Source organism: Pseudobutyrivibrio sp. C4 (assembly GCF_900111635.1).
In the GTDB taxonomy this organism is placed as follows: domain Bacteria; phylum Bacillota; class Clostridia; order Lachnospirales; family Lachnospiraceae; genus Pseudobutyrivibrio; species Pseudobutyrivibrio ruminis.
In genome coordinates this window covers 31,269-47,226 of the sequence record NZ_FOHF01000010.1, presented here as the reverse complement: position 1 = coordinate 47,226, position 15,958 = coordinate 31,269, and the positions used below count along the sequence as shown (strand labels likewise).

At 40.7% G+C, this 15,958-nt stretch carries 15 protein-coding genes; 12 read left to right on the top strand and 3 right to left on the bottom strand.

From position 1 onward, the window contains the following. Positions 1-1,296, top strand: a complete 1,296-nt coding sequence (locus tag BMY66_RS12880; RefSeq protein WP_044938972.1) for a UDP-N-acetylglucosamine 1-carboxyvinyltransferase — start codon at positions 1-3, stop codon at positions 1,294-1,296. A gap of 46 nt (positions 1,297-1,342) precedes the next feature. On the opposite strand, the gene BMY66_RS12875 is transcribed toward BMY66_RS12880, so the two are convergent. Both BMY66_RS12875 and BMY66_RS13860 read right to left on the bottom strand, forming a co-directional pair. Next, a complete protein-coding gene (locus BMY66_RS12875) occupies positions 1,343-2,071 on the bottom strand; it encodes an ion transporter (protein ID WP_044938967.1) in 729 nt (242 codons plus the stop codon). An 8-nt stretch (positions 2,072-2,079) separates the two neighbouring features. Next, the gene (locus BMY66_RS13860; protein WP_177175671.1) at positions 2,080-2,241 is read right to left on the bottom strand and encodes a hypothetical protein; all 162 of its coding nucleotides are present in this window, start codon (positions 2,239-2,241) and stop codon (positions 2,080-2,082) included. A 143-nt stretch (positions 2,242-2,384) separates the two neighbouring features. Between BMY66_RS13860 and BMY66_RS12870 the strand changes: the two genes are divergently transcribed. Together BMY66_RS12870 and BMY66_RS12865 are read left to right on the top strand one after the other, a co-directional pair. Continuing rightward, a complete protein-coding gene (locus tag BMY66_RS12870) occupies positions 2,385-2,621 on the top strand; it encodes a cysteine-rich small domain-containing protein (protein ID WP_044938965.1) in 237 nt (78 codons plus the stop codon). 112 nt (positions 2,622-2,733) lie between these two features. After that, complete coding sequence (locus tag BMY66_RS12865; RefSeq protein WP_090395418.1) at positions 2,734-4,785, top strand: methyl-accepting chemotaxis protein; 2,052 nt, start codon at positions 2,734-2,736, stop codon at positions 4,783-4,785. Between the two features lie 56 nt (positions 4,786-4,841). Here BMY66_RS12865 and ybaK read toward each other — a convergent pair whose 3' ends face one another. After that, positions 4,842-5,321 (bottom strand): Cys-tRNA(Pro) deacylase, encoded by a 480-nt coding sequence (ybaK, locus tag BMY66_RS12860; RefSeq protein WP_090395417.1) that lies wholly within the window; start codon positions 5,319-5,321, stop codon positions 4,842-4,844. Between the two features lie 166 nt (positions 5,322-5,487). On the opposite strand from ybaK, the gene BMY66_RS12855 reads away from it, so the two are divergent. The 9 genes from BMY66_RS12855 to BMY66_RS12815 all read left to right on the top strand — a co-directional run bounded on the left by BMY66_RS12855 (position 5,488) and on the right by BMY66_RS12815 (position 15,800). Continuing rightward, on the top strand, positions 5,488-6,978 hold the full coding sequence (locus BMY66_RS12855) for a methyl-accepting chemotaxis protein (RefSeq protein WP_177175670.1): 1,491 nt from the start codon (positions 5,488-5,490) through the stop codon (positions 6,976-6,978). Between the two features lie 173 nt (positions 6,979-7,151). Beyond that, positions 7,152-8,069 carry an ECF transporter S component gene (locus tag BMY66_RS12850; protein ID WP_074789500.1) on the top strand — a complete coding sequence of 306 codons (918 nt, stop codon included), beginning with the start codon at positions 7,152-7,154 and terminating at the stop codon, positions 8,067-8,069. Positions 8,070-8,140: 71 nt separating this feature from the next. Continuing rightward, positions 8,141-9,331 carry a bifunctional phosphopantothenoylcysteine decarboxylase/phosphopantothenate--cysteine ligase CoaBC gene (coaBC, locus tag BMY66_RS12845; RefSeq protein ID WP_090395415.1) on the top strand — a complete coding sequence of 397 codons (1,191 nt, stop codon included), beginning with the start codon at positions 8,141-8,143 and terminating at the stop codon, positions 9,329-9,331. Positions 9,332-9,445: 114 nt separating this feature from the next. Beyond that, positions 9,446-10,063, top strand: coding sequence for a class I SAM-dependent methyltransferase (locus BMY66_RS12840; RefSeq protein ID WP_090395414.1), 618 nt, complete (start codon positions 9,446-9,448; stop codon positions 10,061-10,063). A gap of 446 nt (positions 10,064-10,509) precedes the next feature. After that, the gene (locus tag BMY66_RS12835) at positions 10,510-11,211 is read left to right on the top strand and encodes an SGNH/GDSL hydrolase family protein (protein ID WP_090395413.1); all 702 of its coding nucleotides are present in this window, start codon (positions 10,510-10,512) and stop codon (positions 11,209-11,211) included. A 29-nt stretch (positions 11,212-11,240) separates the two neighbouring features. Continuing rightward, positions 11,241-11,693, top strand: a complete 453-nt coding sequence (locus tag BMY66_RS12830) for a hypothetical protein (protein WP_090395412.1) — start codon at positions 11,241-11,243, stop codon at positions 11,691-11,693. A 90-nt stretch (positions 11,694-11,783) separates the two neighbouring features. Continuing rightward, positions 11,784-12,803 carry an SPFH domain-containing protein gene (locus BMY66_RS12825; protein ID WP_074789518.1) on the top strand — a complete coding sequence of 340 codons (1,020 nt, stop codon included), beginning with the start codon at positions 11,784-11,786 and terminating at the stop codon, positions 12,801-12,803. An 84-nt stretch (positions 12,804-12,887) separates the two neighbouring features. After that, positions 12,888-14,750, top strand: coding sequence for a DUF4163 domain-containing protein (locus BMY66_RS12820; RefSeq protein ID WP_090395411.1), 1,863 nt, complete (start codon positions 12,888-12,890; stop codon positions 14,748-14,750). Between the two features lie 120 nt (positions 14,751-14,870). Next, positions 14,871-15,800 carry a hypothetical protein gene (locus BMY66_RS12815; RefSeq protein WP_044938933.1) on the top strand — a complete coding sequence of 310 codons (930 nt, stop codon included), beginning with the start codon at positions 14,871-14,873 and terminating at the stop codon, positions 15,798-15,800. The last annotated feature ends 158 nt before the right edge of the window (positions 15,801-15,958 follow it).

Here is a 15,958-nt window from a genome sequence, read left to right as displayed (position 1 = left end):
ATGGAGCAGTATGTTATAAAAGGCGGCACAGCCCTTTCAGGAGAGGTTGAAATCAGCGGTGCCAAAAACGCAGCTCTCGGTATTTTGGCAGGCGCCATCATGACAGACGAGACTGTTACAATTGAAAATCTGCCAAATGTTAAAGATATAAATGTTCTTATTGGAGCAATCGAGGATATTGGAGCATCAGTTACACGTGTGGATGAGCACACTGTAAAGATTAATGGCTCTAGCATCTCTCGTCTTTCAGTAGATTATGAGTACATCAAAAAGATTCGTGCTTCTTATTATTTAATGGGAGCACTTCTTGGCAAATATAAAAATGCAGAGGTAGCACTTCCAGGTGGCTGCCTTATTGGTTCGCGTCCAATCGACTTACACGTTAAGGGACTCAAGGCTCTTGGTGCCAATGTAGACGTGTCTTATGGTCTTTGGTCTGCACGTGCTGACAAGCTTGTTGGTAACCACATCTACCTTGATAAGGTATCTGTTGGTGCCACTATCAATATCATGCTTGCAGCTGTTCTTGCAGAGGGCAAGACTACTATCGAAAACGCAGCTAAGGAGCCACACGTTGTAGACGTGGCATCATTCCTTAACAGTATGGGTGCAAATATCCGTGGCGCTGGTACAGATGTTATTCGTATCGTTGGTGTTCCAGAGCTTCACGGCACTACTTATGCAGTTATTCCTGATCAAATTGAGGCAGGTACATATATGTGTGCGGCAGCAGCTACACACGGTGATGTTCTTATCAAGAATGTCATCCCTAAGCATTTGGAGGCTACATCAGCAAAGCTTATCGAGGCAGGCTGTGTAATCGAAGAATACGATGATGCTGTTAGAGTTATTGCAAAGGGACGTAAGCTTACACATACTCACGTTACCACATTGCCATACCCAGGCTTCCCTACAGACATGCAGCCAGAAATCACTGCTGTTCTTGCTATTGCAGAGGGTACTAGTACAGTTTCAGAGTCAATCTTTGAAAACCGTTTCAAATATGTAGATGAGCTTGCTCGCATGGGCGCAAGCATCAAGGTCGAAGGCACAGTTGCTATCGTTACTGGTGTTGAGCGTTACACAGGTGCTCAGGTACAGGCATCAGATCTTCGTGCAGGTGCAGCACTTATCATTGCTGGTCTTGCAGCTGATGGCATTACAGTTATTGATGATATCAAGTACATCCAGCGTGGATACGAAGATATCGTTGGCAAGTTCTCAAAGCTTGGCGCAACTTTAGCAGAAGTTGATTCTGAGCATGATCTTCAGAAGTTCAAATTAAAAGTTTCATAGAATAGTTAAGGCACCGCGTAATGCAGTGCCTTTTATAATCTAGATTTTACAATTCATATTTCGATTTCTTTTTATTTATCTCATTCATATAGGCTGCCGTAATGATACCGGACGGCAAAGCTATCACAGCTACACCCACCAAAGCAGATATCATAGTAATCATACGGCCAATTGGTGTCACAGGAGATATATCTCCATAACCAATTGTTGTAATGGAAATAGTTGCCCAATAAAGCGCATCGAAAAAGTTATTGAAAAGCTCAGGCTCCAGTTGGAAAATCAACATGGCTGACATAAAAATATAAACGGTAATCAAAAGGAGAACTGCCATCAGCTGCTTCTTTACCTTCCTGATTACATTTGAAATGACAATCATTGTCTTGGAATAACGTACCAGCTTTATTGCCCTGAAGGCTCTGAATAGACGTAGAAGTCCAATCCAGGATTTAACTGGAGTAAACCAATATATAATTGGAAGGATTGATATGAAATCAAATAACGCAAGTGGTGAAAGAATGTAGGCAATGTAGGCCTTATAGCTCTTGTAGCCCATCTTATAGTCAGCAGTGTAAACACGAGCAGCATAGTCTATTAAAAAGATAATAGTGACAAATATTTCAAGCCAAAATGTCATTGCCATATCCCTTTTAAAAGTCATAGGAATTAAACTTACGATGATGGCGGTGTTCATCATAACATCGTAAGCTCGGCTAGATTTGTCTCCCATGCTGGAAACTTCTACAACTTCATAGACTCTTCGCTTAAAATCTTCCATATTTCCCCTCAAATATTTCCGTATATCAGATTCAGTACACCAAGAACAATAAGAATGACTGTAACGAGACGACACAGTCCTACAAAGAAGGTTATCTTTTTTACTTTTGTATCTTCATGAATACCAGTGTCATCCACCAGAGTATGAGATTTTTTTTCGTGTTTAAACATACTTTTTACCTCACATAGGTGTTTATAGGGCAATCCTAACAAATAGGTGTGAAAAAATAGTGTATAATAGGAGTAGGGTTTTCCGAGCAACGCGAAGGAAATACCCTGCTCTAGTAGGCTTTTTCAAACAAAGAGGTATACATATGGAACATTACAAATATTTTCAAAATAGAGAGTGCGAGTACTTCCCTTGCCACAAGACAGATGACCCAGACAATTTCAATTGTCTGTTTTGCTACTGCCCACTGTACCATCTAGGAGACAAGTGCGGCGGCAATTTCACATACACAAGCAAAGGGGTAAAATCCTGCATCAATTGCATGAGGCCACATCTCAAGGAAAACTATGACCTCATCAAGGAGACACTTGTGAAGAATTAGTGAAATAAATAAAACCTTCCTATTAGTTAACAGAAAAGTAACAAATGTGCGCAATAATAGTGAAAGTGAACATATGCAGATTGCGAATCTGTGAAAATAGGAGGAGGGCATCATGGCTAAGAATGGAAAAGAAATGGCTAATGCGCCAAAAGTAAAACGCAGTATAGGAACAACACTGTTGATGATTCTGCTTCCAATTATTGCGATTGGTATTGCAGGAATCATTGTTTTTATTTCCTATAATGCAAGAAAGATTATCACAGAAGTATCTCTTATGGATTTACAGGCTGAGGGCCAGTACAATTCACTGAGATTAGGTTCAGATATCCAGATGCTGACTGCAAAGGATGGCCAGTACTGCGATACATTGGAAAATGTATATTTTGAGGACCATGCAGCAATGCTTCGTTATGTGGAGCCATCTGCAGATTATGATGCAATAGATAATACTGGTATTTATATTGGATTCTCAGATGATTCATATTTCTTTGCAAATCACCAGACTCAGCCAGCTGACTGGAGACCAACAGAGCGTGGTTGGTACGCCGAAGGTGTTGATGAGGAGACATTTGTATGTACAGAACCATATATCGATGCTAATAACGGCGAGCTTTGCGTTACATTTGTACGAAATGTAAATTTTGCAAACGGCGAATTTGGTGTTGCAGCTGTTGATGTTTATTTAACAGCTCTTCAGGAAGAAGTGGCAGCTCTTACACCTATGAAGACTGGTGGTTCTATGGTGCTTGATGGAGATTATATCGTATCCTACTTTGATACAGCACTTAATGGTGGTCAGGTTTCCACATCAGGAAGTAAATACCTCGAAGAAGTAAAAGCATATGTGGAAAGCGGTGCAACAGAACCAGTTATAATCAATCAAGATTCAACAAACACAGATTATTATGTTTGTGCAGCTTCTATACCAGGTACAACATGGACACTTATTTCATCAGTAGCAGTGGATGATGTTATGGCAGAAGCAAATAGCTTTATGCTTATATCACTTGGAGCTATGTTTGCTCTTATTATTGTAATTATCGCTGTTATTCTTATTACAATTAATAAGGTTATTACAGCTCCAGTTAATGGCCTTTCAAATAGCATTCTTAAGATTTCAGATGGTGACTTTACAACAACGATGCCAGCTGATAAGGGTGATGAGATTGGTCTTATCAGCCGAGAGATGACAAGGTTCGTTCAGATTATGAACGGTGCCATTGGTTCAATTCAGGGACGTGCTGAAAAGCTTCAGGAAGATTCCGAAAGTTCAAAGACTGCTTCTGGCAAGATGAGCACTCAGGCTGGGGATCAGTCAGTATCTATGGGCCAGATTCAGGAGACAATGGACGATATTTCAAATGCTGTTGGCGAGCTTGCTGAAAACGCAACAAATCTTGCTCACGCAGTATCTGATTTGACTGATAATGGAAACAGCACAAACGAAACCATGATGGCTCTTGTAGACCAGGCAAAGATTGGTCAGGAAGACATGACAGAGGTTCAGCGCAGCATGGACAACATCAACGAGTCTATGAGCGAAATGAACGACGTAGTTGTAACTGTTGGAGATTCTGCTAAGCAGATTACGGATATTGTTCAGATGATTGATTCTATCGCAGAACAGACCAACCTCCTTTCACTTAATGCCTCAATTGAAGCAGCCCGCGCCGGTGAAGCTGGTAAGGGATTCGCGGTTGTTGCAGATGAGATTGGAAAGCTTGCTCAGAATTCACAGGACGCTGCCAAGGAAATCGGCGACATCATCAGACAGATTACAGGCCTTATCACAGACTTGGCTGACAAGTCTCAGAGAAACATGGATTCTATCAATGCAAGTGGTGAGGTTGTAGAAAAAGCTGGCACAAGCTTCTCTAAGATTTACGAAGATCTTAACGAAGCAGCAGAGGTTATGAAGCAGATGATTAGCATGATGGGCGAAGTAAACGACATCGCATCATCAGTAGCTGCCATTTCAGAAGAGCAGTCAGCAAGCTCAGAAGAAATCACCGCTACAATCTACACATTAGCAGAAAGTGCAAACGAGATTGCCACAGAAAGCCAAGGCGTAGAAAACGTAGCCAACTCAGTATCAGATTCTGCACTTGCTATCAACGATGAGCTTTCTAAGTTCAAGATTGAAAGCGACATGCCTCAGGAATAAAGCGAATAGTATAAATGTAAAAGGATTCAGAAATCAAGGATTTCTGAATCCTTTTTTTACTTTATAATATCCTCATACTCAACTCTGATAATTTTAGAAATATCTTCTACTGCAATTTTTACTTGGTGGCCCACCTTGCCAGCTGAGAAATAAATCTGGTCAAAATTTTTAGCAGAGGCATCGATGACTGTGGTAAAGAATTTCTTCATGCCGATAGGAGAGCAGCCTCCGTGTACATATCCTGTAAGTGGGAGTAAATCCTTTTGTTTAAGCATTTCGATAGATTTTTCTGAGACAGCGCTGGCCGCCTTTTTTAAATCAAGCTCAGCGGCTACAGGAACTACGAATACATAGTGATTGCCAGTTTTGCCTGTTGTTACAAGTGTCTTAAATGCCTGGGCTGGGTTTTCTGAAAGCTTATCAGCTATTTCTTCTCCAGAAAGTCCATCAGCGTTTTCAAGGGAAAAATGTTCATAAGGAATTTTCTTCTGATCAAGTAATCTCATTACGTTTGTTTTGTCTTCTTTTTTAGCCATATATGTGTAAACTCCTTTTATAAAAACAAAAAAATACAAAAAATATTTTTAATCAACTGAATAAAATTCACAAAATGAAAAAATTTATGATTTATACTCTAGTATGACAGTGATTTCATGTGGTACAGTTAATAATATATCACATATTAGTATGGAGGACACAATAATGGGTGAGGCAAATGAAAACATGAGCATCCAAACAAGACAGATGTTCGAAAAAAACAGACTAGCTAGATATTGTGGAACAATCACAGCCATGGCATTGGTATTTTTCAATGTTAGAGCACTGGTTGTGACAGGCATCAATGTGCTGGATATTGTCAGATTGGCTGTGGCAGTACTTGATATCATTTTGTTCCAGGTTTGCTTTAGTGCATTTGGGGAGAAGTATCGTTATAAATATTGTGTAACATTATCAATGGTAGCGCTTTTCTTAATGACGATTATCCGTCCTAACGATGAGCACATGTATGTTTTCATGTATGCCATCATCCTTATTGTAATGATATACGGTGAGGCTGGAACAGTTCGAATTGGCGTTATTATTGCAAACTTTGGACTGCTATTATCGGGAATAAATGAGATTTTAAGAGGTAATCTAGAAGTAAGAGAGCTTGTCACACAGCTTGTATTCAGTTTGATTGCATGTACAATCGCAGTTATCGTTTGTAAGCAACAGCGCCGTCAGACAACAGAGACTCTTGATACTATTAAAGAGCATGCAGCGGATATCAAAGAGACTTCAGAAACAATCGTTGATTTGGCAGAGCAGCTCAATAAGAAATTTGAGGAAGCTAATGACGTTTCTACAAACCTTAATGATTCAATGAACACTGTTAATGATTCAGTTACGGAAATCGTTGAAGGTACAAAGAATATTGCAGAGGCTATTGAGAATCAGACAAACAAGACTGCAATCATTCAGGAAAGCATTCAGACAGTCGGCGAAGAAGCTACAACAATCGATGAGGTTTCAAGCCGAGTAGAAGATTCTGTAAATGAAGGTGTTGACCTTATCAACCAGCTTAAGAGCCAGGCAGAAAAGGTTGCAAATATCAATATCGAAACAAGTACAACCACACAGGCTCTTAACGATAGCATTCAGGATATCCAGGGTATCACAGAGACAATCCTTGGTATTTCAAGTCAGACAAACTTGCTCGCTCTTAATGCTTCAATCGAGGCAGCCCGTGCTGGTGAGGCAGGTAAGGGATTCGCAGTAGTTGCTGATGAGATTCGTGCACTTTCAGAAAGCACACGCGAGGCTACAGAAGAAATCGCAAAGATTATCGAGCGCCTTACATCCGATGCTCGTTCAGCTGCATCTGCAATGTCAAAGTCAGCAGAGTATGCTAACAAGCAGAACGAACTTATTTCTGAGACAGGCACAAAGCTTGATACTATCAAAGAAGGTACTGATGAACTTCGTAACGGAGTTGTTCAGGTTAAGTCTTCTGTGGATGAAGTTATTTCAGCAAACTCACAGATTATGGATAACATCACAAATCTTTCTGCAACATCAGAAGAGGTTGCAGCAGCTACAGATACAGTTGGATCTGTCAGCGAAAACGCAATGGATGCCCTCCATGATATGAATGATACTCTTGATGTAATCAACCGCATCGCTCGTGAGATGGAAGAGATGGCACTCAAATAAGAAAAGATATTACAGACCAGCTCGTCAGGGCTGGTCTTTTTTTGCCAGAAATCAGACATTGTTAAAAATTTATTGTTCTTCTGAAAAAAAGATGGTAATATATGGTTGCTACGCTTTACGCAAGGTTTTACTAGGAGGAGACCCGTCGAGGCTTCTACCAAAAGGAGGAACAAATGCAAAGCAGAAATTCTAAGACCTATGAGCTTGTGCTCACAGCGTTATTCACAGCCATTATTGTAGTAATGGCTTCAACACCACTCGGATTTATTCCACTTGTAGTTATTAATGCAACAACACTTCATATTCCAGTTATCATTGGTTCATTATTCTTAGGACCAAAGAAGGGCGCATTTCTTGGAGGCGTATTCGGACTCAGCAGTTTCATTAAGAGTTCAATCGCACCAGCAGCATCAGCATTCATCTTTTCGCCTGTAGCTGCATTGACAATGCTTCCACATGATTCAGTTGGAGCAGCACTCTTAATCGTATTCAAGAGTACATTCATCGCTATCGTACCAAGAATTCTTATCGGTGTGGTACCTTACTTCGTATATGTTGGTATCAAGAAGGCAATCAGCTCTGATAAGAAGGCTGTAGTTGGTTCAATTATCAATGCAGTTGTGTCATTCATTCTTGGATTTGGCGTGTTCGCATTCTTTAATAAAATGATTTCAGAAGGCGTACTTGGAATGTCAGTTTCAGTTGCAAGAGTAATCGGTATCGTTGTTGGTATCGCAGCATTCGCTGGTATTGAATACCTTTTCATGAACAAGGATGCAAAGGCTCTTGGCTTTATCACAGCTGGTATTGCAGGCGCAATGACAAATACACTTCTTGTTATGGGAAGCATCTATCTTTTCTATAAGGTTCCATACGCTGAGCTTTTACAGATTGACCCAGATGCTCTTATGGCAGTAATCGCTGGTGTTATCAGCTTCAATGGTGTTATCGAAGCTATCGTTGGTGCCGTAATTGTTTATTTAGTAGGCATCGTACTTGATAAGATTCAGCCAGCAGGTGTATATTCAGATAAGGCAATGAAAATCAAAGCTGTAGCTTCTGATGATTCAGCAAAGCAGGCAGCACTTTAATATAAACAACTAGGGAGAAATAAGCGTAAAGTAGCAATCTAGTTAGTAGTTTTCGGAGGTATCAAAGGATTATGTTAAAAGGTAAATGTGTAGTCCTTGGAGTAACAGGCTCCATCGCAGCATACAAAATTGCAAGTCTTGCTTCGGCACTTGTAAAATTGGGAGCGGATGTAAATGTCATCATGACAAAGAACGCCACCAATTTCATCAATCCAATTACCTTCGAGACTCTTACTTCAAATAAATGTTTAGTTGACACATTCGATAGGAATTTTCAGTTCAACGTTGAACATGTGGCACTTGCCAAGAGAGCCGATATTTTTATGGTGGCACCCGCTAGCGCCAATGTAATTGGCAAGATGGCCCATGGCATAGCAGACGACATGCTTACTACAACAATTCTCGCAGCAAAATGCAAAAAGCTTGTCAGTCCAGCTATGAACACAAACATGTTTGAAAATCAGATCGTTCAGGACAACCTTGAAACACTTCGTAAATACGGATTTGAAATAATCAATCCAGCTAATGGATATTTAGCATGTGGAGACACAGGGGCAGGCAAGATGCCTGAACCAGAAGTACTCCTTCAGTACATTCTTCGAGAGCTTGCCCACGATCACGATTTGGTTGGCAAAAAGGTGCTTGTTACCGCAGGCCCTACAGAGGAGGCAATCGACCCAGTCCGCTACATCACAAATCACAGCACTGGCAAGATGGGATACGCCATCGCCAAGGCTGCCATGGAGCGCGGCGCCGATGTCACACTTGTGTCTGGTCCAGTTGCAATTGAGTCACCTATGTTTGTAAATGTTGTTCCCGTACGAAGCGCTGCTGAAATGGCTGAGGTAGTTAAAAACGCGGCCGGGGAGTGCGACATTATTATAAAGAGTGCAGCAGTTGCAGATTACAGACCTATCAATGTTGCAACGGAGAAGATAAAGAAAAAAGATGGTGAAGCTAGCTGTATAGAGCTTGAGAGAACGGAAGATATTTTGGCATACCTTGGTGCCCACAGAAAAGAAGGACAGTTTATTTGCGGATTCTCAATGGAGACGGAAAACATGCTTGAGAATTCCAGCGCTAAGCTGAAGAAAAAGAATGTGGACATGATCGTCGCCAACAATCTACGTACACGGGGGGCAGGCTTCGGCACAGACACCAATGTGGTAACTCTTATCACGGCTGATGGTGCCAAAGAGCTTCCAATCATGACAAAAGAAGAAGTGGCACAAGCCATTTTCGATGAAATAGTAGGGAGATAATAAAATGGGCAACTCTTAATGGAGTTGCTCATTTTTTTGTTGGTTATTTACTTTTATAGGGTAAATTGATAAAGTGAACAGGTAAGAAAATGACATACATAGAGGAGACAGATTATGTTAGACAACAAAGGATTTGATTTATGGGCAGATGGATATGACGAGGCAGTTGGATTATCAGAGGAGAGCAATGTTTATCCATTTGCTGGCTATAAGAATGTGCTAGGGTATATCTATGAAGTGATTATGGAAAAGCCCGGTGCAGCAGTTCTAGATATCGGCTTTGGAACAGCCACACTTACTTCTAAGCTTTATGAGCATGGCTGTGAAGTATATGGTCAGGATTTCTCGGCTCGTATGATTGAGCTTGCCCAAGAGAAGATGCCAGATGCAAAGCTTTATCAAGGAGATATCACTAAGGGATTAGTGCCAGAGTTACATGAGAAGAAATTTGATTTCATCGTTGGTACTTATTCAATTCACCATCTTAATGATGAGCAGAAGGTGGAGTTCATCAAGGAACTCCTTGGCTTGTTGAATGATGGTGGAAAAATCCTATTTGGAGATGTTGCTTTTGAAACTCGCGAAAAGCTCGAGCAGTGCAAGGTAGAAGAAGGCCAACGCTGGGATGACGATGAAATCTATTTTGTGTTGGATGAATTGCAGCAGCATTTCCCAGGAATCAAGTACGAACCAAAGAGCTACTGCTCTGGAGTAGTGGTGATTGAGAAGTAGAGGTAGTGGAGTAGCTTGTAGGCTAGTTGATTCTTTGGTGGGGTAGGTTGAGATAGCATTCAGTGCCAGAAGTGGACTCGACACGAAATAACAGAGAATGAGTTGTTTTTCGTGTCGGGTTTTAAAGCGAAAGACACGCAGAATCCGGGAAACTGCAAAAGTACGTGTCTGAAATAGAGCAAGAAGACACGCAGAATCAGAGAAACAGTAAAAGTGCGTGTCTGAAATAGAGCAAGAAGACACGCAGAATCCGGGAAATGGCAAAAGTGCGTGTCTGAGATAGTGAAAATAGACACGCAGAATCCGGGAAACTGCAAAAGTGCGTGTCTGAGATAGTGAAAATAGACACGCAAAATCTAAGAAACAACAAAAGTGCGTGTCTGGAAGGTAAAAAGTGGACACGCAGAATTGAAGAATCTTGAAATTCGCGTGTCGGAAGGAAAGAAATGGAGAAGATTTTGTTTATTGGCAATAGTCATACGTACATGAATGACATGCCGGAGCTGGTAAGGCGTATGGTGGAAAATGCTACAGGTGAAGAATGTCAGGTGTTTATGCTGGCTTACTCAGGAAGAAGCTTGAAGTGGCACATGGATGAGGAGTATTTCTCAGAAAGATTTAATATCCTGCATGGCCGATATGATTACTGCATCATTCAGGAGTGTGCGCATCCTATGACAGACTTTGAGGATACAATCAAGTACACTCACGAGATTATAGAACTATGTAAGAAAGTGAATACAACTCCAATTATCTTTGAAACATGGGCGGAGAAGGATAAGCCGGAAAATCAGTCGGAGATGAATCGCAGATATAGAAAGATTGCAGAGGATGAAGGCGCGAAGCTAGCTCCTATTGGAGAAATCTGGAGCAATGTTCTGAAGGAATTGGTAAATGAACCTGATGCAGATTTGTATTACAAAGATGGAGCCCACGCATCGGGCATAGGCGATTATCTAGTGGCAATGACTCTTACAAAGACAATCACAGGAAAGCTTCCAGATGCAAGCTTCAGAGAGTCATTTGATTTTACACTATCAGATGACGCTTGGAATCATGTAAAATTATCCGTAGAAGATGAAGGAATTACTATTCCAGAAAACATAGTATCAATCATCAGAGATAATATTGAGAAGGAATTTGCATAGAATCAGATTCCATAAACAAAGGGGAGAAAATGTTTGATTTATTTTTCATAGTACCCGTTGTAATGGTGGCGGGAGTGTGGCTATTCATATTGGTAAATGTGGGAAGCAATAGCAAAAACATATTGAGGGATGATATAGCCTGCGCAGATAGAAATACAGAAGATGCTGCCAAAAAGTCACTGCGGGTTGTGAGAATAATGGGGGTAGTCTGGGCTGTAGTGGTTGCAGCAATTGTCATTTATTTTATGAACTCACACTCTCTAATTTTTGAATTTGAGGAGGGTGATCTATTCCTGTTGCTTATGGGGATTTTCTTTACAGTTCTGGGATTTGCTTTGGGAAGGGTTTTTTCAGTAAGCAAAAACAACTCGCAGGATAAAGATTTGAAGCTGGTAGGAAATATTTTTATGATTTCCTTTATGGGGGCAGGAATTATAATGCTAGCGATAGTTGCGGTGAATTGTGTTCAGCTGCCGGGTTAAGTGAAAGTTAAGTTAAAAAACTTGATGCATTTCTAATTCTAATGGACTACAATAATGACAATAGATGTTTTACAAAAGGGAGGACATTTTATGGGATTTTTAATTGTTGTATTAGTCTTAGTTTTGATTGCAGTTGGATTTGGAATCCGCATTGTACCACAGGGATACGTATTTGTCATTGAAAGACTTGGTAAGTATCACAACACATTGGTACCAGGTTTCCATGTAATCATTCCATTCATTGATCGTGTTGCAAAGCGTGTTTCATTAAAGGAACAGGTTGCAGATTTTCCACCACAGGATGTTATCACAAAGGATAACGTTATCATGAAAATCGATACTGTAGTTTATTTCAAGGTACAGGATCCAAAGCTTTATGCTTATGGTGCTGAGCGCCCAATCCTTGCTCTTGAAAATCTTACAGCTACTACTCTTCGTAACTTAGTTGGTGAGTTGGAGCTTGACCAGACACTTACATCTCGCGACAACATCAACTCAAAGATGCGTGTTATCCTTGATGAGGCTACTGATCCTTGGGGTATCAAGGTAGGCCGTGTTGAGCTCAAGAACATCATTCCACCAGAAGAGATCCAGCGTTCAATGGAGAAGCAGATGAAGGCTGAGCGTGATCGTCGTGAGACTCTTCTTGAGGCAGAAGGTCACAAGCAGGCTTCAATCACTCGTGCAGAAGGTGATAAGCAGGCCCTCGTTCTTAAGGCTGAGGCTGAGAGAGATGCTGCTATTGCAAGAGCAACAGGTCAGGCTGAGTCAATCCGTCTTGTATACGAGGCAGAGGCTCGCGGTATTGAAATGCTCAAGGAAGCAAACATGGATGAGAGAGTTCTTCTTATCAAGAAGCTCGAAGCTCTTTCAAAGCTTGGCGATGGCCGCGCTACAAAGATTGTAGTTCCTACAGATCTTGCAGGCGCTGCATCAGATCTTACATTCAAGACAGAGATGCTTGGTTTTGGCAACAACACTCCAGTAGACAAGGCTCCAGCATCAAAGCCAGTTGAAAAGAAGGCTGACCCTTGCTGCAATGATGGTGAGAAGAGTGCAACAACACAGCACTTTGCAACAACACATACAGATTTTGATGGACAGAACTAATCCTATAAATCATAAATAGAATGCAAAAAGCCGCACAGCACCGCTATGTTGTGCGGCTTTACAAATGTTTAAATGGAGAAATATATGAAAAAGAGTTTTATATGCCTGATGCTGGCTGCATCAATCACATTTGCTATCACGGGCTGTAAGAAGGATGAGGCAAAGACTGAGGTTTCCACTCAGGAGAAACAGACAGAGGAAAAGACTGAAACCGCAACTGAAGAAAACAAACAGCTTGATGATGAGTATTATTTTGAATCAGATTATGACACTGATATTTTCTATACTGTCGACGCCGATGGAAATAAGATGAACACCTATGACAGAAGCGTTATTAAGAAGATTTTAAAAGACAACGGCTGTGATGAAGATGCAACGATTGAAGCAATCCATGATGGAAAGATGTACTTAAGACAGTATGCCACTGATGATAATGGGGACAGCACATATGAATTCATTGCTTTGGATTTAAGCACAGAAAAGGCTGATGTGTTCTTTGAAATGGAATCAAGCTATTGGGCTAATTACTCAGATTTTTATGATGGAAAATTGTACATTGCTGGCATAAACAATGATGCTGAAAAGTTCAAGGAGTTCTGCTTTGTTCCATCCGATGATGGAACGATGACTGAGGATAAGGATTCTGAGACAGAGATTGACGGATATTCAGTGGACACAAATGATAGCGGTAGAGGAGACTGCATTGCCAGAGAAATAGATATGTTCGGCTATGTTGAGTTGTCCTCATATGATTATGAAAATAAGCGGTTTGCCACAATGGATGCCGAAGGAAACATCACTGAGCTGGATGCCCTTAATAGCAATGCCTCATATGTGATGGCCTACAATGACAAAGTTATTATTTATGACATCGACGATGGTGATGATTACAAAAGTACGTCATATGTCTACAATATTGAAACTGGCGAAGCAAAGCAGTTTGGCGATGCTGAGACTGTAATAGTAGTTGGCGTGACAGATGACAAGGTATATTACGCTACCACAATCGAAACTGACCAGTACAATGTAACTACAAAAAAGATTACAGAATACGATGCGGTAGCAGATACCTATAGTGAGATGTACGAAAGTGAGTTTGCGCCAGGAGCTTCATATATTGATAATGTAATCTTTAGAGCAGGAAAACCATATGTAATGAAGTTGGAAGGGGCCGATGTAAAATGGTACAGAGTAGATGGAGCTGACAAGCTTACAGATATCGACATTTTAAGTGATACAATCCAAGCATACGAATACGGCACCATAATCTACGGAACAAGCAATTTTGTCTGCCCATATTGCGGCACACCTTTGTATTCATGCTACGCAGAAGCATTTGTTCTTGATGGCAAGTACTCACCAGTGGCAGATCAGATTAATGCAAAGCTGAAAGAGTATATGGATGGAGAGGTTTCTTATGAGCCAGTGACAGTTGCGGAAGCAGAAGAAACTGACTGCGAGGACCATAAGGAATATCCAGACACATACCATGAGACAGACACATATAATGTCTCAGGTGTGAATATCATAAATGACAGGTATCTCATTGTGGACTTCAACGGATATTGGTATGGTGGCGGCGCCCACGGCATGCCTAGCATGTATGAGTACATTTTTGATTTGCAGACAGGTGAGGAGCTGACATTTGCAGATTTTTATAAAGGCACTGAGGAAGAGTTCAAGACCTTGGTTGCTGAGAAGGTTCGCCAGGATTACCTGGAAAACAGCACAGATGGTGATAATGGCGGATATTTTGCAGCCACAGATCAGGATGCATATGACACTGCGTACGAATATGCATCTATTAATTCAGGAAATGTTGCATTCCAGGATGATAAGGTCCTTGTATATTTCTATCCATATGATTTAGGTTCATACGCAGATGGTTTCAAGTTCTATGAGTTCTCATACCAGGAGCTATTTGGAACAGCCACAATGGTTAGATAATATGTTAAGTAGTAAAATTGTACTTATTCAAAAACAATGTGAGTATTATTATACTACCTATTGACAAGCGATATAATAATTATTATGATGAATACAGTTCTTAGATAAGGAGAGAAAAATATGAACAAAGGACTTAGAAAGATTTACGACGAAGTAGGTCAGGCAACAGGTTTACGCATAAACGAACAAACAGATACATTAATGGGAGAGGCCAGCGGTTTCCATCTCAAGGTGGATATGGCAAACAATAATTACATGGTCTACGCTTCAGTTCGCAAGAACGGTCAGCTTCCAGACAAGGAATTGTTAAAGAGCATTTGCAAAGCAAATAAGGGCATGATGTCTCTTGGAGTTCAAGGCAATTATGTAATTGCAACAGTCAGAGGCATGACAACTAAAAAGGTCATCGCTTACCTTATCAACGCAATTAAGGCTTTGACAGAAGCTTTCAACATGTACGGTTTTGAGGATGTTTGCGAATCTTGCGGCAAGCCTCACACAAACTTAGGCAGCTATTGCGTTTCAGGTAGCGTATCATTCCTCTGCGATGAGTGTTACACACAGGTGACACAGTCATTGCAGCAGAGTGAAGTAGAAATGAGCAACACAAAAGAAAGTGTTGTTGCGGGAGTTGTAGGAGCTTTCCTTGGTTCAGTTATCGGCGTGATAACAATCATTATTCTTGGTCAGCTGGGTTATGTAGCAGTTATTTCTGGTCTCGTTATGGGTGTTTGTACTGTAAAGGGATACGAAATGTTAGGTAAAAAGATGAGCACAAAGGGCATCATCATTTGTTCAATCGTCATGATTATCATGACATACTTCGGAGAGAAGCTTGATTGGATGATCACCATGATGACAGAGGCAGACTTCTCATTATCAGAAGCTTCCTTCTATTTCTGGGATATTTTGGAATACGCAGATGCAACATCATCATTCATCGGTGATCTTGCTCTTGTATACCTCTTCACAGCAGGTGGCGCAGTTCCAACAATCTTGAATGTTATCAAAGCTAGAAAGCAGGCATTCACTTCTTATCAGATTGGATAAAAACTAAATCTATGCATCTTAAAAAGGAGACAACCCCTTATTTTCAAAAGAAAAAAAGGGGTTGTTTTTATTTTGGGGATTAATACATTTGCACTGTTTTGGAAATGGAAATGCGAGCTTGCGATTAAGAATTAAATATTTTATAATGAATTAAAGGT

Coding starts and splice junctions, on each gene's coding strand:
- BMY66_RS12880 (WP_044938972.1), top strand. CDS start 1: ATGGAGCAGTATGTTATAAAAGGCGGCACAGCCCTTTCAGGAGAGGTT.
- BMY66_RS12875 (WP_044938967.1), bottom strand. CDS start 2,071: ATGGAAGATTTTAAGCGAAGAGTCTATGAAGTTGTAGAAGTTTCCAGC.
- BMY66_RS13860 (WP_177175671.1), bottom strand. CDS start 2,241: ATGTTTAAACACGAAAAAAAATCTCATACTCTGGTGGATGACACTGGT.
- BMY66_RS12870 (WP_044938965.1), top strand. CDS start 2,385: ATGGAACATTACAAATATTTTCAAAATAGAGAGTGCGAGTACTTCCCT.
- BMY66_RS12865 (WP_090395418.1), top strand. CDS start 2,734: ATGGCTAAGAATGGAAAAGAAATGGCTAATGCGCCAAAAGTAAAACGC.
- ybaK (WP_090395417.1), bottom strand. CDS start 5,321: ATGGCTAAAAAAGAAGACAAAACAAACGTAATGAGATTACTTGATCAG.
- BMY66_RS12855 (WP_177175670.1), top strand. CDS start 5,488: ATGGGTGAGGCAAATGAAAACATGAGCATCCAAACAAGACAGATGTTC.
- BMY66_RS12850 (WP_074789500.1), top strand. CDS start 7,152: ATGCAAAGCAGAAATTCTAAGACCTATGAGCTTGTGCTCACAGCGTTA.
- coaBC (WP_090395415.1), top strand. CDS start 8,141: ATGTTAAAAGGTAAATGTGTAGTCCTTGGAGTAACAGGCTCCATCGCA.
- BMY66_RS12840 (WP_090395414.1), top strand. CDS start 9,446: ATGTTAGACAACAAAGGATTTGATTTATGGGCAGATGGATATGACGAG.
- BMY66_RS12835 (WP_090395413.1), top strand. CDS start 10,510: ATGGAGAAGATTTTGTTTATTGGCAATAGTCATACGTACATGAATGAC.
- BMY66_RS12830 (WP_090395412.1), top strand. CDS start 11,241: ATGTTTGATTTATTTTTCATAGTACCCGTTGTAATGGTGGCGGGAGTG.
- BMY66_RS12825 (WP_074789518.1), top strand. CDS start 11,784: ATGGGATTTTTAATTGTTGTATTAGTCTTAGTTTTGATTGCAGTTGGA.
- BMY66_RS12820 (WP_090395411.1), top strand. CDS start 12,888: ATGAAAAAGAGTTTTATATGCCTGATGCTGGCTGCATCAATCACATTT.
- BMY66_RS12815 (WP_044938933.1), top strand. CDS start 14,871: ATGAACAAAGGACTTAGAAAGATTTACGACGAAGTAGGTCAGGCAACA.